This is a genomic window from Streptomyces sp. Ag109_O5-1, assembly GCF_003814875.1.
Taxonomy (GTDB): domain Bacteria; phylum Actinomycetota; class Actinomycetes; order Streptomycetales; family Streptomycetaceae; genus Streptomyces; species Streptomyces sasae.
This window is the reverse complement of record NZ_RKQF01000001.1, coordinates 9,564,767-9,581,311: the sequence shown is the minus strand read 5'-3', so window position 1 is coordinate 9,581,311 and position 16,545 is coordinate 9,564,767. Positions and strand designations below refer to the sequence as shown.

Annotated in this window: 16 protein-coding genes; 7 read left to right on the top strand and 9 right to left on the bottom strand. The window is 72.2% G+C overall.

Translation table 11 applies throughout. The features are described from left to right. Nucleotides 1-7 precede the first annotated feature (7 nt). The 3 genes from EDD90_RS43700 to EDD90_RS43690 are packed head-to-tail and all read right to left on the bottom strand — an operon-like array spanning nt 8 to nt 3,179. Nucleotides 8-859 carry an SGNH/GDSL hydrolase family protein gene (locus tag EDD90_RS43700; protein WP_123978608.1) on the bottom strand — a complete coding sequence of 284 codons (852 nt, stop codon included), beginning with the start codon at nt 857-859 and terminating at the stop codon, nt 8-10. Continuing rightward, complete coding sequence (locus tag EDD90_RS43695; RefSeq protein WP_123978607.1) at nt 856-2,052, bottom strand: glycosyltransferase; 1,197 nt, start codon at nt 2,050-2,052, stop codon at nt 856-858. Before EDD90_RS43695 ends, EDD90_RS43700 begins: the two co-directional genes overlap by 4 nt. Beyond that, the gene (locus tag EDD90_RS43690; protein ID WP_123978606.1) at nt 2,049-3,179 is read right to left on the bottom strand and encodes a glycosyltransferase family 1 protein; all 1,131 of its coding nucleotides are present in this window, start codon (nt 3,177-3,179) and stop codon (nt 2,049-2,051) included. Before EDD90_RS43690 ends, EDD90_RS43695 begins: the two co-directional genes overlap by 4 nt. Between EDD90_RS43690 and EDD90_RS55940 the strand changes: the two genes are divergently transcribed. Beyond that, nucleotides 3,081-3,299: a hypothetical protein gene (locus EDD90_RS55940; RefSeq protein WP_185149711.1), complete on the top strand. Its 219-nt coding sequence runs from the start codon at nt 3,081-3,083 to the stop codon at nt 3,297-3,299. The two genes, EDD90_RS43690 and EDD90_RS55940, sit on opposite strands and share 99 nt — an antisense overlap. 108 nt (nt 3,300-3,407) lie before the next feature. On the opposite strand, the gene EDD90_RS43685 is transcribed toward EDD90_RS55940, so the two are convergent. Together EDD90_RS43685 and EDD90_RS43675 are read right to left on the bottom strand one after the other, a co-directional pair. Beyond that, on the bottom strand, nt 3,408-4,826 hold the full coding sequence (locus tag EDD90_RS43685) for a HEAT repeat domain-containing protein (RefSeq protein WP_123978605.1): 1,419 nt from the start codon (nt 4,824-4,826) through the stop codon (nt 3,408-3,410). Between the two features lie 310 nt (nt 4,827-5,136). Then, the gene (locus EDD90_RS43675) at nt 5,137-5,529 is read right to left on the bottom strand and encodes an ankyrin repeat domain-containing protein (RefSeq protein WP_123978604.1); all 393 of its coding nucleotides are present in this window, start codon (nt 5,527-5,529) and stop codon (nt 5,137-5,139) included. 296 nt (nt 5,530-5,825) lie between these two features. Between EDD90_RS43675 and EDD90_RS43670 the strand changes: the two genes are divergently transcribed. Beyond that, nucleotides 5,826-6,020, top strand: coding sequence for a hypothetical protein (locus EDD90_RS43670; protein WP_123978603.1), 195 nt, complete (start codon nt 5,826-5,828; stop codon nt 6,018-6,020). Between the two features lie 37 nt (nt 6,021-6,057). Then, entirely contained in the window at nt 6,058-7,611 is a 1,554-nt protein-coding gene (locus EDD90_RS43665; RefSeq protein WP_123978602.1) for an ABC transporter ATP-binding protein, read from the top strand. Between the two features lie 95 nt (nt 7,612-7,706). Here the strand turns inward: EDD90_RS43665 and EDD90_RS43660 are convergent, their stop codons facing one another. Next, a complete protein-coding gene (locus EDD90_RS43660) occupies nt 7,707-9,206 on the bottom strand; it encodes a PLP-dependent aminotransferase family protein (RefSeq protein ID WP_123978601.1) in 1,500 nt (499 codons plus the stop codon). Nucleotides 9,207-9,306: 100 nt separating this feature from the next. On the opposite strand from EDD90_RS43660, the gene EDD90_RS43655 reads away from it, so the two are divergent. From EDD90_RS43655 to EDD90_RS43640, 4 genes are all read left to right on the top strand, one after another. Then, nucleotides 9,307-9,960 carry a YitT family protein gene (locus tag EDD90_RS43655; RefSeq protein WP_123978600.1) on the top strand — a complete coding sequence of 218 codons (654 nt, stop codon included), beginning with the start codon at nt 9,307-9,309 and terminating at the stop codon, nt 9,958-9,960. Further along, entirely contained in the window at nt 9,957-10,724 is a 768-nt protein-coding gene (locus tag EDD90_RS43650) for a glycerophosphodiester phosphodiesterase (protein WP_123978599.1), read from the top strand. Before EDD90_RS43655 ends, EDD90_RS43650 begins: the two co-directional genes overlap by 4 nt. Before the next feature lie 41 nt (nt 10,725-10,765). Further along, a complete protein-coding gene (locus EDD90_RS43645) occupies nt 10,766-12,112 on the top strand; it encodes an MFS transporter (protein WP_123978598.1) in 1,347 nt (448 codons plus the stop codon). Between the two features lie 281 nt (nt 12,113-12,393). Next, on the top strand, nt 12,394-12,768 hold the full coding sequence (locus tag EDD90_RS43640; protein ID WP_010046329.1) for an RNA polymerase-binding protein RbpA: 375 nt from the start codon (nt 12,394-12,396) through the stop codon (nt 12,766-12,768). Between the two features lie 95 nt (nt 12,769-12,863). On the opposite strand, the gene fxsA is transcribed toward EDD90_RS43640, so the two are convergent. From fxsA to EDD90_RS43625, 3 genes are all read right to left on the bottom strand, one after another. Continuing rightward, a complete protein-coding gene (gene fxsA, locus EDD90_RS43635) occupies nt 12,864-13,427 on the bottom strand; it encodes an FxsA family membrane protein (protein WP_123978597.1) in 564 nt (187 codons plus the stop codon). A 105-nt stretch (nt 13,428-13,532) separates the two neighbouring features. After that, nucleotides 13,533-14,327, bottom strand: a complete 795-nt coding sequence (locus EDD90_RS43630; RefSeq protein WP_123978596.1) for a polyprenol monophosphomannose synthase — start codon at nt 14,325-14,327, stop codon at nt 13,533-13,535. A 609-nt stretch (nt 14,328-14,936) separates the two neighbouring features. Continuing rightward, nucleotides 14,937-16,541 (bottom strand): amidohydrolase, encoded by a 1,605-nt coding sequence (locus EDD90_RS43625; protein WP_123978595.1) that lies wholly within the window; start codon nt 16,539-16,541, stop codon nt 14,937-14,939. Nucleotides 16,542-16,545: the final 4 nt, after the last annotated feature.

The following is a 16,545-nucleotide window of genomic DNA, read 5'->3' as shown; positions in this document are numbered from 1 at the left end:
GCCGGCCTCACGCCGCGTCGGCCGGCCGCTCCGGCGGCTGGAGGGCAGCCAGCGCGGCGGACACGGCGGCGGACGCGCTCAGGTCCAGTCGGGCGCTGGTGCCCTTGCGGCGGTGCCGCATCTCGTCGAGGGCGAGCCGCAGCAGCTGGGGCAGCAGGTCACGGCAGCGCCTGATCACCCACGCGGTGCCGGCGGTGGCCAGCCACACCAGGCTCGCCTTCTTCGTCGGCGCCGGGAACTCGGGCTCGGGCGACGGCGCCCTCCCTGTCGCCTTGCCCATCGGGGCGAGGAGGGCGTGGAAGCGGACGGCGAGCTGCCGGTGCCCGCGCTCGCACGGGTGCAGCCGGTCCGCGCTCCACATCGCGCGGTCGGTGAGCCAGGCGCCCTCCGCCGCGTGCAGGTGGACCGCCCCGTACCGCTCGGACAGCGCGTGCACCACCATGTTGACGGCACGCTGCCGACGGGCCAGCGGACGGGCCAGGGCGCCCGGGAGTCCGAGCATGGAGCCGGGATCGGGCAGGCAGGCCGTGAGCAGGGTGGTGCCCGGCGCGGTGAAGGCCGCGTAGACCTTGTCGAGCCGTTCGGCCACCGCGTGGATGTCGAAGGTGCAGCGCAGGGTGTCGTTGACGCCTATGACGACGGCGACGATGTCGGGACGAAGTTCCAGCGCGGCCGGGGTCTGACGTTCCAGTACGTCCCGGGTCTGCGCCCCGCTGACCGCGAGGTTGGTGAACTCCACCTCCCTCGCGGCGAGTCCGCCGGCCAGCAGCGCGGCCCAGCCGCGCCACCCGTCGCCGGCGGGGTCGCCCACTCCCTCGGTCAGCGAGTCCCCGAGCGCCACGAACCGGACCGCTCTCATGCCACGCCCTCCGGAACGACACGACGGACCGGTTCCGTCACTGCGCTCTCGTCACGACGGCACAGCACCGGCGCGTCGTGCGCGGCGAGGAAGGCCTCCACGGCCGTTCCCCAGCTGAAGCACTCCGCACGCGCGCGTGCCGCTTCCCGGCGCTCGGCGGCGGGACGCTCCAGGAGCATCTCCACGGCGTCGGCGAACGCCTCCCCGCGGTCGGCCGCGGTGGCCCCCGCGGACCCGATCACCTCGGGCAGCGCGGAGGAGGCGCTGGCGACCACGGGCGTCCCGCAGGCCATGGCCTCCAGGGCCGCGAGCCCGAAGGTCTCGGCGGGTCCGGGCGCCAGGGCGACATCGGCGGACGCCTGCAGCGCGCCCAGGCTGTCCCGGTCGGAGACATGCCCCAGGAAGGTCACCGGCAGCCTGCGCTCCCGCGCCCGCTGCTCCAGACGCTCCCGCAGCGGCCCGTCGCCGGCGACGACCAGGACCACCCGGCGCCCGCGCCGCACCATCGCCTCCAGGGCGTCGAGGGCGGTGCCGGGCCGCTTCTCCACGGACAGCCGCGAGCACATGACGAGGAGCGTCTCGTCCTCGCGCGCGTAGCGTTCCCGGAGGCCAAGGTCGCGCAGTGAGGGGTGGCGGCCCGTCAGGTCGACGCCGAGGGGGGCGCGTACGACGTTGCGCGCGCCGATGCGGATGAACTCGCGCTCGGCGAACTCGGTGGTGCACACCACGCGCGCGTACGTGTGCGCCGTACGGATGTTGAGGGCGTCGGCGGTGCGCCGGGACATGTTCTCGGACATGCCCCAGGTGCGCAGGACACCGTCGGCGGTCTCGTGGGAGACCATCACGGCGGGTATCCGGGCGCGCCGGGCCCAGCGGCCGGTCCAGCGCAGGGTGGTGCGGTCGGACACCTCCAGGCGGTCCGGAGCCAGGTGCTCCAGGAGGGTCTGGACCCGCTGTTTGTCGACGAGCACGCGGTAGCCGCCGGTGCCGGGCAGCATCGGGCCGGGCAGGGTGATGACCCGGCCCTGCTCCTCGATCCGGTCCGAGTAGCGCTCGCCGGGCACGATCAGGACCGATTCGTGACCGGCGGCCACGAAGCCCTTGCCGAGCTCGCGCAGGGCGGTGCGCAAGCCGCCGGAGGAGGGTGCCACGAAGTTGGCGAGGCGGACGATGCGCAGCGGTTCGCCGGTCATGCCGCCACCACCGGCCGGCGTGCCGCGAGCACGTCCTCGTAGTGCTGGATCAGCTGGTCGCCGACCGCGGCCCAGGTGCGGCCCTCGACGGTCGCGCGCGCGGCGGCGCCGAAACCGGCCCGCATCGCGGGGGCGGCCACCAGGGACGCGACGGCCTCGCGGACGGCGCCGGCGTCGCGCGGCGGGACGAGGAAGCCGGTGCGGCCGTGGTCGACCAGGTCGATCGGGCCGCCGGCGGCGGGGGCGACGACCGGGACGCCGCTGGCCATGGCCTCCTGGACGGTCTGGCAGAACGTCTCGAAGGGGCCGGTGTGCGCGAAGACGTCGAACGAGGCGAAGATCCGGGCGAGGTCGTGGCCGGTGCGGCGGCCGAGGAAGACCGCGCCGGGCAGCGCCTCGGTGAGGTGGGCCTGAGCGGGCCCGTCGCCCACGATCACGACCTTCACGCCTTCCAGGCCGCAGACCCCGGCGAGGAGCTCGACCTGCTTCTCGGGCGCCAGGCGGCCGACGTAGCCGACGATGACCTCGCCGTTCGGGGCGATCTCGCGGCGCAGCGCCTCGTCACGGAACTCGGGGCGGAAGCGGACGGTGTCCACGCCGCGCTGCCACAGCTGGATCCGGGGGACTCCGTGCGCCTCCAGGTCGCTGATCGAGGCGGTGGACGGGGCGAGGGTGCGGTCGGCCGCGCCGTGGACGGACCGGATCCGCCGCCAGGCAGCCGCCTCGCCGGCGCCCACGTAGGTACGGGCGTATCCGGCCAGGTCGGTCTGGTAGACGGCGACGGCGGGGATGCCGAGGCGGGCGGCGGCCGCCATGCCGCGGACGCCGAGGATGAAGGGGCTGGCCAGGTGGACGACGTCGGGGCGGTGCTCGATCAGCGCGGCGGCGAGCTTACGGCTGGGGAGAGCGACGCGGACCTGGGGATAGCCCGGGAGCGGGAGGGAGGGGACGTGGACCACAGGGCAGGGCGCGGCGGAGGCGTCGAGCCTGTGTCCGGGGGCGGGAGCCGGAGCGACGACGAGGGGAGCGTGACCGCGATCGACGAGGTGTCGGGCGGTCTGGAGCGCGCAGTGGGCCACGCCGTTCACATCGGGGGGAAAGGATTCGGTCACGATGACGACACGCATACCGGTGTTGTCGCCGCGCTGGACGTGGCCGCGTCAAAGTGGATCTTTCCGGTTGTTAAACGTCCCATGAGCGTTGACCTGCACACCCGAGCGGGCCAGCCGGTGGCCATGCCCGGCTGACCTGCCGGTCACCGGTTGTTCACCCGACGCGCAGTCGTCCGGATATGGAACGTGTACGGGACCCCCCGTGGTTCCCGTGGTGAAGCCGTGGTCCCCCGTGGCGATGCGTCACACGGCGGTGGTGTCCGGTCCGATGCGGCTGCGTACGGCCGTCTGGACCTCGGCCTCCTCGGCGGGGTCGGCGGCGAGCCGGCGGAGCTGTTCGACGACCCGGGCGTCACCGGTCTCGGCGTGCCGGGCGGCGATCTCACGGGTGGTCTCCTCGCAGTCCCACAGGCATTCGACGGCGAATCCGGTGGCGAAGGAGGGGTCGGTGGCGGCCAGGGCGCGGGCGGCGCGGCCGCGGAGATGGGACGAGGCGGTCTCGCGGTAGACGTGGCGCAGCACGGGTGCGGCGCAGGCGATTCCGAGTCGTCCGGTGCCGTCGACGAGGGTCCACAGCGTCGGCGCGTCGGGGCCCTCGCCCCGTACGGCCTCCCGGAGCGCCGCGAGCACGAGGTCGCTGTCCTGGGCTCCGCCCCGGCAGGCAAGCATCCGTCCGGCGGCGGCGCCGAGGGCGTCGGGCCGGCGGGCCCAGCCGCGGGCGTGGTCGACGGCGGCGACGCTGCGCATGCGTTCGAAGGCGTCGACGGCGGCCTCCACGACGGTGGCCGTACCGTCGATCGCGGCCGTTTCGATGAGGTTCAGCGCGTCGGGGTCGTTGGTGTCGGCGAGGTAGCGCAGCGCGGTGCAGCGGGCTCCGTCGGTGCCGTCCTTGGCGGCCTGGAGAATCTCCGGCCGGTCCTCGGGTCCGGCCACGGCGACCAGGCAGCGGGCAGCGGGCACATGGAGGGCCGCGCCCCGTTCGACGCCCTGCTGGGCCCACTCGAAGACCGCCTGCACGCTCCACCCCGGACGGGGCCCGGTTGGTCGCATCTGGCGTTGCCAGCGGTCGAAGCATCCGGTTTCGTGCGCGGCACGCACGCGCGCGGCGATCGATTCGCGGGGATCCTCGGCCCACAGCCGCCAGGGCCGTGGTTCGAAGGCGTCCCGCACGGCGGCGGCCAGCTCGGCCTCGCCCTCGGCGTCCGTGGCGAACCGCGCGAGCACCGGGGCGGCGAGCGAGCGCAGGCCCGCGTCGTCGTCGCGCAGCGCCAGTTCGTCCAGGGCCCAGGCCCAGTTGGCGCCGATGGCGGCGTACCTGCGCAACAGTTCGAGCGCGTCCCGCCTGCCGTAGGAGGCGAGGTGCCCGAGCACGGCCAGCGCGAGGCCGGTGCGGGACTCCTCGGTGTCGAGGATGTCCTCGGTGTCGAAGAGGTGCGCCTCGATGGCGTCCAGCTCGCCGTTCAGGTCGAGGTAGAGCCGGGCGTAGTACAGGGAGCGGTTCTCCACCTGCCAGTCGTGGCGGGGATCGCGCAGCACACAGTGGTTCAGAGCCGCGAGCGCCTCGGCGCGCGGGGCGGTGAGCGCGTGCAGCGTGCCGTCGCCGCGGCCCCGCTGAAGCAGGCCGAGCAGCGTACCGCTGGGCGCTATGACCGGATCGAACATGGGAAACAGCCTCACATCAAGCGTCGACGCAACCGGAGAACACGCACTACCTGGCCGCGTGACACAACGTCGGAGCGCCCGCCGTCTCTTGCTTGCTGTAGACCATTTCTCTCTGCCTCTCGTCAGTGGCCCATGCGGACCGCATCACGGCCCGCGCGGTGCGGCAACACCTGCCCAGCCATCGCGTCCGTGAATCACGACGTCATGATGACTCGGCACTTCGACCTGCCGCGACCGAAATTTCGGCGGCCCTGTACCGCCTCCCCCGTTTTGTGTGTTTTAGCTGGTCAGAACAGATGGGTCAGTTGGGTCAGTGGGTACCGAACAGTTCCAGAAGTTCCGTCTTGGCGAACATCCGCGCGGTGTCGACGGCCGACGGAGTACCCGCCGCCGGGTCGGCGCCGGCCTCAAGCAGCACCTTGATCACTTCCGTCTCACCCTTGAAGACCGCACCGGCGAGCGGGGTCTGGCCTCGGTCGTTGACCCGGTCCGCCGCGGCACCCCGGGCGAGCAGCTCGCGCACCGCCTCGGCGTGCCCGTGGTAGGCGGCGAGCATCACGAGGGAGTCGCCGCGGTCGTTGGTGAGGTTGGCCGGAACGCCCGCGTCGAGGTACGCCACGAGCGCCTCGGTCCGCCCCTGCCGGGCCAGATCGAAGATCCTGGTAGCCAGCTCCACGACCTCCGGGTCGGGGGCTTCGCTCATCGGCCGGACCGCCTCTCCTGTGTACTGCGGTGACTTCCGCGGACGGGGGGAGCGTACGGCAACGGGCGGGCCGCGGGGCCGTACGAGTGAATCGCCAGCGTACTGGCTCAGGGTGAACATGAGCGGATCTGCCCGAGGTAAAGATCACGGCGGTCAGGATGAATCAGAAACGATCCGCCAATCGAGTGAAATTCGCCGAAATTCACTCATTTGCACCTTTTATCGTATGGATACCTGCTGTGATCCTGGAAGAACTCATGGTGACTGTCCCCCCCTTCGACACCAGGAGATCTCAAATGATCCTCTCCATGTCAGGCGTGGTCCTGCTCGGCATCATCGTCTTCCTCTTCTTCCGCAAGGACGGGCTGAAGGCGTCGCACGCCACGACCTCGGCGCTCTTCGGCTTCTACCTCGCCAGCACGGCCATCGCCCCGAGCATCAAGGCCGGCGGCGAGAGCCTGGCCAGCCTGCTCGGCGGCATCAAGTTCTGACGCCCCTCCCGCCCGTACGCACCGTCAGGAGACAGCAGTGGCCCTGCGCCCTCTCCCCCGAATTCTGAGCAACGGCAGCGCACAGCTCGCCCGCAGCCGGGATCTGGCCCGGACGGCCGCAGACAGCGCCACCGATGTCCTCCATCCGCTCATCACAGTGACCCGCGGGCTGCGCCGGCTGGCCTCGGCCGGGCGGCGCAGATGGGCGGAGACACCCAAGGACAAGCGCGGACCACTGCTCTTCATGGTGGCCTCGGTCGTCCTGGTCGTGGCGCTGGTGCCGTACGGACCACTGCTCGCCGTCATCACCCTGATGGCGGCGAGCGCCTGGCACGGCCGCGACCACGCCGCACCCCCGCCGGAGGGCCCCGACGAGTCGCAGACCCAGCGACTCCAGTCCCTGTACGAGGCCCTGGTGCCGTACTTCTCGGCCGCCGAGGACCCGGCGCCGCTGTACGCACACGGCGGGGAGTGGGAGAAAGCGTTCATCGCCCACGAGTTCGACGACGCGGGCCGTATCGGCCAGCTGGTGATCCGCTACCCCGCGTACTTCCCGGACGGCGAGCCCGAGGCCCGCGCGCGGATCGAGTACCTGCTCACCGCGAAGTCCGGGCGGGGCCGGGAGTACCACTTCGCGTGGGACGAGGAGGGAAACCTGCTCACGGTGACCGTCCTCGCCCCACTGCCCACCGACATCGCCGCCCAGCGCTTCGTCACCGCGCCGGGCGAGACGGTCCTCGGCTTCACCGATCCCACCGAGGTCCAGCGCACGCTCCCCCTCGCGTACGGCGAGGAGCATCGCGACGTGCCGCCGGTCGTCTGGCGCACCGGCGCCCGCTCCACCGAACCGCACCTGCTCGTCATGGGCCGCCCCGGCAGCGGCACCTCGACCCTGCTGCGCTCCATCGCCCTGCAGGCCCTCCAGTACGGTGACGTGCTGGTCGTCGAGGGCGGCGGCACCGGCGAGTACGCCTGCCTGTCCGGCCGGGCCGGGGTCCTCGCCGTGGAGTGCGGCCTCGCCGGGGCGCTGGCCAGCCTGGAGTGGGCGGCGCACGAGACGGAACGGCGGCTCATCGCCGTCAACCGCGCGCGCCAGACGGGCCACCCGCCGCCGGACGACTGCCGGCGTCCCCTCTGGATCCTGCTGGACCGCCCGAGCCCCTTCCTCCACCTGGCCTCGGCGGACGGTCACAAGGACCCGCAGGCCCTCCTCCAGATCCCCCTCCGGCACGGCCGCGCGGCGAACGTCACCGTGGTCGTCGCCGAGCACCTCGACAGCGCGGACGCGTTGAGCGAGGCGGTACGACAGCACACGCGCGCGCGTGTCGTGCTCGGTCCGGCACTTCCGGACGAGCTGGCGGCGGCGCTGGGAGCTCCGCCGCATACGACACCGCTGGCCCAGGTGCCGGCGGGGCGGGGCTACGCCCGACTGGGGCACGGACCGGTACTGCGGCTTCAGGTACCGGCCACTCCGGATCCGTACGACGATGCGACGAGTGACGTGTACCGCGAAGCAGTGCTGTCCTTGCTGCCACCGCGGAGTGAGGAGCTGGAAGCGGTGCCGGTGGAGGCTGCGGTCGCCGAGGGCTGAGGTGGGGTGGGTCTCACTCGCCCGCGCTTGCGCCCCTTCAGGGGCGCTGGGGGAAGAACTGCGCGACCAGCCCCCACCCACCCGCAGCCGAACCACTACGCCACAAAACTCCGCGGCGACTCGCTCCCTCCCGTAACCCCCGACTCCACCAGCCGCGCCGCTGCGGCCAACCGCACCGCCGCCTCCTCCGCCACCGCTCCCCCCACGGTGAACGGAAGGCGCACATAGCCCTCGAAGGCCCCGTCGACCCCGAACCGCGGCCCCGAGGGGACCCGCACCCCCACCCGCTCCCCCGCCTCCGCCAGCCGGGAGCCCGACAGGCCCCCGGTACGGACCCAGAGCGTCAGGCCGCCCTTCGGCACCTCGAACTCCCAGCCCGGCAGCTCCCGTCGGATCGCGGTCAGCAGATCGTCCCGGTTCTCCCGCGCCTGCGCCCGGCGCAGTTCCACGGCCTGTTCCCAACCGCCCGTGCTGAACAGCCAGTTCACCGCCAGCTGCTCCAGCACCGGCGTCCCCAGGTCGGCATAGGCCCGCGCGGAGACAAGGCTGCGGATCACGTCGGGAGCCGCCCGTACCCAGCCGATGCGCATGCCCGCCCAGAAGGCCTTGCTGGCCGAGCCGACCGTGACGACGGTCGAGCCCGCCGGGTCGAAACCGCAGACCTGGCGCGGCATCTCCACATCGTCGTCCAGCCACAGCTCGGTCATCGTCTCGTCGGCGACCAGCACCGTCCCCGCCGAGCGGGCCGCGTCCACCAGCCGACGGCGTTGGTCCTCGTCGGCGAGCGCCCCGGTGGGGTTGTGGAAGTCGGCGACGACGTACGCGATCCGGGGCGCCGCCTCCCGCAGGACCTGGCGCCAGCGGTCCATGTCCCACCCCGACAGCCCCTCGGCCATCGCGACGGGGACCAGCCGGGCGCCCGCCTCCCGCATCAGCTGCAGGATGTTGGCGTACGAAGGCGACTCGACGGCGATGCGTTCGCCCCGTCCGCCGAAGAGGTGACAGATCGCGTCGATCGCGCCCATCGCACCCGTCGTGACCATGATCTGCTCGGGCATGGTCGGGATCCCGCGCGCGGTGTAGCGCTCCGCGATCATCGAGCGCAGGACCGGGAGGCCGGCCGGATAGTCGCCGTGGGTGTGGGCGTACGGCGGGAGTTCCTCCAGGGCGCCCTGGACCGCGCGGGTCAGCCATGGCTCGGGGGCGGGCAGGGCCGCGGTGCCTAGGTCGATCAGCGAGCCGAGGGCCTCGGGGGGCAGTGGTTCGAGGCCTCGGGCGGGCAGCGGGTTGCCCGCCGGGACGGCGGTCCAGCTGCCGGCGCCCCGTCGGGACTCCAGGAACCCCTCCGCGCGCAGCGCCTCGTACGCGGCCGCCACGGTCGTACGGCTGACGGACAGGGAGAGCGCCAGCTCGCGTTCGGCGGGCAGCCTGGCGGCGACCGGGACACGCCCTTCGAGCACCAGCAGCCGGACCCCGTCGGCGAGCGCACGGTAGGCGGGCGGACGCCGGGTGCCGGGACCGGCCGGGCGCTCCTGCTGCGAGTTGAGCAGCCGGGCGAGCTGTGCGGCACCCACCGCCGAAGTCCACTGCGTCACGAGAATCAGTCCACCTTCCCCGAATTGGCCATGGATGGCTCACTCTCCCAAGCCACAGAGTGACACGGGTCAGGCCACATTCACCACCAGGGGGTATCTCTTGTCCACGCAAGGCCGTCTCGGGCGACGGTTGGTCCGGCTCTACGTGGGGCTCACGTTGTACGGCGTGAGCTCCGCGCTTCTCGTCGTGGCCGGTCTGGGTCTGGAGCCGTGGGGCGTGCTGCACCAGGGGCTCGCCCGGCACACCGGGCTGAGCATCGGCACGGTGGCGATCATCGTGGGCGCGGCCGTGCTGCTCCTGTGGATCCCGCTGCGGCAGCGTCCGGGCCTCGGCACGGTCTCCAACGTCTTCGTCATCGGCCTGGCGATGAACGCCACGCTCGCCGTCGTCCCCGTGGCACACGCGTTCGCCGTGCGGATCCCGCTGATGGCGGCGGGGATCGTACTCAACGGGGTGGCGACCGGGCTGTACATCGCGGCGAGCCTCGGACCGGGTCCGCGCGACGGTCTGATGACGGGGCTGCACCGGCGTACCGGCCGTTCGATCCGGCTGATCCGGACGGCGATCGAGGTCGCCGTGGTCGTCACCGGCTTCGCGCTCGGCGGGACGATCGGCGTGGGCACCCTGCTCTACGCCGTGGCCATCGGGCCGCTCGCCCAGCTGTTCCTGAGGGTGTTCGCCGTGCGGACGGCATCCGGTCGCAGCGCGGTCGTTGCCAAGGGGTCATCGGAGCAGGCCATACTGCGTTCGTGAGCACGCTGACACGCCACCCGTACCTGGACCACCCCGGCCCCATCGCCTTCGCCCACCGGGGCGGGGCCGCCGACGGCCTGGAGAACACCGTGGCGCAGTTCCGCCGCGCGGTCGAGCTCGGCTACCGCTACATCGAGACCGATGTGCACGCCACGACGGACGGGAAGCTCGTCGCCTTCCACGACGACACCCTGGACCGGGTCACGGACGGGGCCGGCCGGATCGCCGACCTGCCGTGGGAGGACGTACGGCACGCGCGCGTGGCGGGCCGCGAGCCGCTCCCCCTCTTCGAGGAACTGCTCGAGGAGTTCCCGGACGTCCGCTGGAACGTGGACGCCAAGACGGAGCCGGCGCTGCGGCCGCTCCTCGACCTGATCGAGAAGACGGACGCGTACGACCGCGTCTGCGTCGGGTCGTTCTCGGAGGCACGGGTGCTGCGGGCGCAGCGCATCGCGGGGCCGCGGCTGGCCACCTCGTTCGGTACGCGCGGCGTGGTCGGGCTGCGGCTGCGCTCCTGGGGGCTGCCGGCTGCGGTGCGCCGGTCGGCGGTCGCCGCGCAGGTGCCCGAGTCCCAGTCCGGCGTTCCGGTGGTCGACCGGCGCTTCGTGCGCGCCGCCCACGCGCGCGGGCTGCACGTCCACGTGTGGACCATCAACGAACCGGAGCGGATGCACCGGCTCCTGGACCTGGGTGTCGATGGCATCATGACCGATCACATCGACACGTTGCGCGAGGTCATGCAGGACCGGGGCGTCTGGGTCTGAGACCCGCGCACGGCACCGCTGCGGGAAAGGCGAGGGCACGGGTGGGCACCGAAACCGTGCGGACGGGGGTCTCGGACGAGGCCACCGGGCTGCGGCGCGAACAGCGCGGCTGGTACTTCTACGACTGGGCGTGCTCCGTCTACTCGACGAGCGTCCTCACCGTGTTCCTGGGTCCGTATCTGACGTCGGTCGCCGACAACGCGGCCGACGCCGACGGCTATGTGCACCCGCTGGGAATCCCGGTCCGGGCGGGCTCCTTCTTCGCCTACTCGGTCTCCCTGTCGGTGATCGTGGCGGTCGTGCTCATGCCCCTGGTGGGCAGCGCGGCCGACCGCACCGGGCGCAAGAAGCAACTGCTCGGCGCGGCCGCGTACACCGGGGCCGTGGCGACGACGGGCATGTTCTTCCTGGACGGTGACCGCTACCTGCTCGGCGGGGCGCTGCTGATCGTCGCGAACGCCGCCCAGTGCGTCGCCCTGATGCTGTACAACTCCTACCTCCCCCAGATCGCACCGCCCGAGGAACGCGACACGATCTCCTCCCGCGGCTGGGCCTTCGGCTACGCGTCCGGCTCCCTGGTGCTCATCGCCGACCTGGTCCTCTACTCCGCGCACGACTCCTTCGGCCTCTCCGAGACGCAAGCGGTCCGGATCTGTCTGGCCGCGGCGGGACTGTGGTGGGGCGCCTTCACCCTGGTAGCGCTGCGGTGGCTGCGCGACCGGGGCGGCCGGACGGCCGAGGCGACGGCGCCGGGACTGCGTCAGCTCGCTGCAACGGTCCGGGACATGCGCCGCCACCCGTTGACGCTCTCCTTCCTGCTGGCGTACCTCATCTACAACGACGGCATCCAGACCGTCATCTCCCAGGCGTCCATCTACGGTTCCCAGGAGCTCGGGCTCGGTCAGTCGACACTCATCGGCGCCGTCCTGATGGTGCAGGTGCTGGCCGTGGCCGGTGCCCTGACGATGGGGCGGCTGGCGCGGACCCACGGGGCGAAGCGCACGATTCTCGGGTCGCTGGTGGCGTGGACGGTGACGCTGGCGGCGGGGTACTTCCTGCCGGCCGGGGCACCGGTGTGGTTCTTCGTCCTCGCGGGCGGCATCGGTCTCGTCCTCGGCGGCAGCCAGGCGCTGTCCCGCTCCCTGTTCTCGCATCTCGTACCGCCCGGAAAAGAAGCCGAGTACTTCGCGGCGTACGAGGTGAGCGATCGGGGGATGAGCTGGCTGGGACCGTTGCTGTTCGGGATCACTTACCAGCTGACCGGAAGCTACCGCTCGGCGATCATCTCGCTGGTGGTCTTCTTCGTCATCGGGTTCGCGCTGCTCGCGCGGGTGCCGGTGCGACAGGCGATCAGTGAGGCCGGCAACCCGGTGCCGCAGAAGATCTGACGACAAGATCCAGCGAGAAGATTTAGCGTTCAACGCGAAAGGGCGGTAGTGTACGCGTTTGGCCTGCCAGGCGTACCGTTACTGCGCGTCAAAGATGCCGAAACGCTGGGTGACATCTGTTAGCAGATGTGACAAAGCGGGCACTGGTGGGTACAACAAGGGGCGGCTACGACGGCGACGCATGACCCGGAACGGGAATCTTTACCGCCGACCGGACGTTGACCGGATGACGACGACAGCGACACCTGTCCTGTGGGCGACAAGCCCGGGAGGCACGATTCATGAGTGAGCGAGCTCTTCGCGGTACGCGCCTCGTGGTGACCAGCTACGAGACGGACCGCGGTATCGACCTGGCCCCGCGCCAGGCCGTGGAGTACGCATGCGAGAAGGGGCACCGGTTCGAGATGCCCTTCTCGGTCGAGGCGGAGATCCCGCCGGAGTGGGAGTGCAAGGTCTGCGGGGCCCAGGCACTCCTCGTGGACGGCGACGGCCCTGAAGAGAAGAAGGCCAAGCCCGCGCGTACCCACTGGGACATGCTGATGGAGCGGCGCACCCGTGAGGAGCTCGAAGAGGTCCTCGAGGAGCGTCTGGCGGTTCTGCGCTCCGGGGCGATGAACATCGCGATTCATCCGAGGGACAGCCGCAAGTCCGCATAGTCCCGTGTAACGGGAAAACCGACATAACAAACCGAGGGCGCCGTACGTTCGCTGAACGTACGGCGCCCTCGGTTTCGCATGCCCGGGGCGGCGGGTCATCGCGTCAGCGGCGGGCGCTCCTTCGTCGGCTCGTCCCCGTCCTCCGGAGCGTCGTTCCGGATCACCTCGCCCTGGACCACCTTCCCGTCCGGGCGGTGCATGCGGGCCTGCTGGAAGGCGTTGCCCAGGGTGCCGGGGGCGGCGGCGCGGAGCTTGCGGTCGAGGGTGCGTTCCGTGAGGCGGGAGACCGCCTTCTGGACCGGCGGCAGCAGAAGCAGCAGGCCGAGCGCGTCGGAGACCAGACCGGGGATCATGAGCAGCAGGCCGCCGAGCATCATCAGGCCGTTGCCGCCGCCGCGCTCCGGGGAGCCGCCGCGCTGGATCGCCTCGTTGAGACTCCGGAAGGCACGCCGGCCGGCCCGCTTCATGACCACGGAACCGGCGACGAAACCCGCCACCAGCAGCAGGAACACGGTCATGCCGCCCGCCGCGCCGGCGACCACCGTCAGCAGCCAGATCTCCAGCACCAGCCACGCCGCCACACCCAGCGGCAGATATCTGGCGAGCCGGGAGCGCCGGGGCCGGGCGGTGTACGGAGGGGTCTGCGCGCCAGTCGTCATGCCCCCAGTGTGCCTGGGCCCGGCTCAGTGCGGGATAAGGGGACGATCAACCGGATCTGTGAGTGTTCCGGGCCCTCGCTGTGACCGCCGGCCCTGACGTCCCCGCTAGGGCTGCTTACCCTTGCCGGTGATCTTTCCCACTCGCTCGGTGACGCCCCACGAGGTGACCCGCCACAGGGCCTCCACGAGGATGTCGCGGCTCATCTTGGAGTCGCCCAGCTCACGCTCCACGAACGTGATGGGCACCTCCACGACATGGAAGCCGGCCTTGATCGCCCGGCGGGCCAGGTCGACCTGGAAGCAGTAGCCCTGGGAGGCGACCTCGTCCAGGCCCAGGCCCTCCAGCGTCTCGCGCCGGAAGGCGCGGTAGCCGCCGGTGATGTCCCGGAGCGGGAGGTCGAGGGCGAGGCGGGAGTACAGGGATCCGCCCCGGGAGATGAACTCGCGGGACTTCGGCCAGTTCACGACCCGGCCGCCGGGTACCCAGCGGGAGCCGAGCACCAGGTCGGCGCCCTTCAGCGCGGTGAGCAGGCGCGGCAGCTCCTCCGGCTGGTGGGAGCCGTCGGCGTCCATCTCGACGAGCACGCCGTAGCCGTTGTCCATGCCCCAGTGGAAGCCCGCGAGGTAGGCGGCGCCGAGGCCCTCCTTGCCCTTGCGGTGCAGCACCTGGACACGGTCGTCCTCGGCGGCCAGTTCGTCGGCGAGCTTGCCCGTGCCGTCGGGGCTGTTGTCGTCCGCCACCAGAACGTGCGCCTCGGGGACGGCCTTGCGCACCCGGCCGACGATGGACTTGATGTTCTCCGCCTCGTTGTAGGTCGGAATGATCACCAAGGCCGTGCCGAGCGGGCCGAACTGCCTACCCTGGGCCTTTGCCGCGAGGGTCCCGTCGCCGTCGTTCACTGCTGCCCCTTCATGTCGTACGCAGGGGTCCACCATAGTGGCCGCGGCCTGCGCTGACGTGACAGCTCATTCGTATGGTGGTGTCGATTGCACAAGAACGGGGTAAGGATGCCCGTTCCGGGTGGCCGTCATCCGCGCTTTCGCCACCCTGTTCCCCCGCGCAGCGACTTTGTTCCCCTACGGATGGGGGCCCGGCGCCCTTCGGGCCGACCTGGGGCCCGCTGGCTGCGGGTCGACCGAAAGCCGTTGTCTACTGAGCGTCCGGGCCCCACCCGGGTCACACCTCCCGACCGGCCGGAACGTTCCCTCGTCGGCGCGGGCGCTGAGCCTGGCTCCCAGTGACGGTGCCCCGGTGCGGCACACCGTCCCTGACCCAGCGGCGCTGCGACGAGTGCGCGAACTGCTCCCCGGTCGGGCGTCCGGTGGTGGACTCCGCCGAACCTACCGGCCCGCTGCGGCTGGCTGTCAACAGTCGTCCGACCTGCCCGGACAACCTCAAACCCCTGGTCAGCTGGGAGGATGCGCAGGTCGCGCGACGGGGCGACGGCGGTCGATCGCGGTCGCGCCACCCCGGGAGATCACTCGCCCGGCCGTACGAATGCGACCGGGTCACTCGCCCGGTCGTACGAACACGGTCCGGCCCCCCACCACGGTACGCAGACAGACCGGCAGGTCACGTCCCGGGCTCAGGTCGGGCAGGCCGGGGGTGCCGGAGCGGGGGTCGGTGGACCAGCGGGCGACGCGGTCGTCGGGTGCCTGGACGACCAGCTCGTCGGTGCGCCAGACCGCGTAGTCGGCGGGCGCGCCGGGCACCAGGACGCCCGCGTCGTCCCGGCCGATCGCCCGCCAGCCGCCACGCGTGTGCGCCGTGAACGCGGCGCGTACGGAGACGCGGTGCTCGGGCGTGTGGTGGAAGGCGGCGGCGCGGACGGTCCCCCAGGGATCCAGGGGGGTGACCGGGCTGTCGGAGCCGAAGGCGAGCGGGACCCCGGCCTTGAGGAGGGCCGCGTAGGGGTTCAGGGTGCGCGCCCGCTCCGTGCCGAGCCGCCGGGCGTACATGCCGTCCTCGCCGCCCCACAGGGCGTCGAAGGCCGGCTGCACGGAGGCGATCAGACCGAGTTCCGCGAAGGCGGCGACGTGCTCGGACGTGAGCATCTCGGCGTGCTCGACACGGTGCCGGGCGGCGCGGACGCGGGCCGGGCCGACCTTCTCGGCGGCGGCGCGCACACCCTCCACGACGGCGCTCACGGCGGCGTCGCCGATGGCGTGGAAGCCCGCCTGCAGGCCGGCCTCGATGCAGGAGGCGACATGGGCGGCGACGGCGGCCGCGTCCAGGTAGGCGGCACCGGTGTGGCCCGCGTCGGCGTACGGCTCGTGCAGGCAGGCGGTGTGGGAGCCGAGGGCGCCGTCCACGAACAGGTCGCCGGCGGCGCCGAGCGCGCCCAGCTCGCGCGCCTTGTCGGCGTCCTCCTCCGCCCAGTAGCCGACCACCCGGGGGCCGGGCAGCCCGGCGGCGAGCCCCAGCAGCCCGGTGAAGTCGTCCTCGGAGGAGATCTTCGGCCCCCCGCACTCGTGCACGGTGCCGATGCCGAGGGAGGCCGCGTGTGCGAGGGCGGTGCGCTGGGCCTCGGCGCGCTGCGCGGGCGTCACAGCCGCGAACGCGGCGGCGCGTACGGCGTGGTGGGCGTCGCTCGTGAGCGGGGCATCCTCCCGCGGGACCGCGCACGGGACCAGGTCCAGCAGGGCCGAGGTGACGACGGCCGAGTGGACGTCGATACGGGAGAGATAGAGGGGACGTCCGCCGGTGGCCGCGTCCAGCTCGGCGCGGGTCGGCGGGCGGCCGTCGGACCAGCGGGAGGCGTCCCAGCCGTGCCCGAGCAGGACCCGGTCGTCCGGGCGGGCGGCGGCGAAGTCCCGCACCAGTGCGAGGGCCGCGTCCAGCGAGGCCGCCCCGGACAGGTCGAGGCCGGTCAGCGCGAGCCCGGTGGACGTGGTGTGGACATGGGCGTCCGTGAAGGCGGGGGTGACCAGGGCACCGTCCAGGTCGACGATCTCGTCGACACCGTCCGCGAAGGCGTCGGCGGCCCCCTCGGATCCGACCCAGGCCACCTGCCCCCGCTCCACGACCATCGCGGTAGCGAACGGATCGGCGGGACTGTGCACCTCTCCACGACGGAGGAGGACGGTCTGGGGCTGGTCGGTGCGATCACTCATAGGG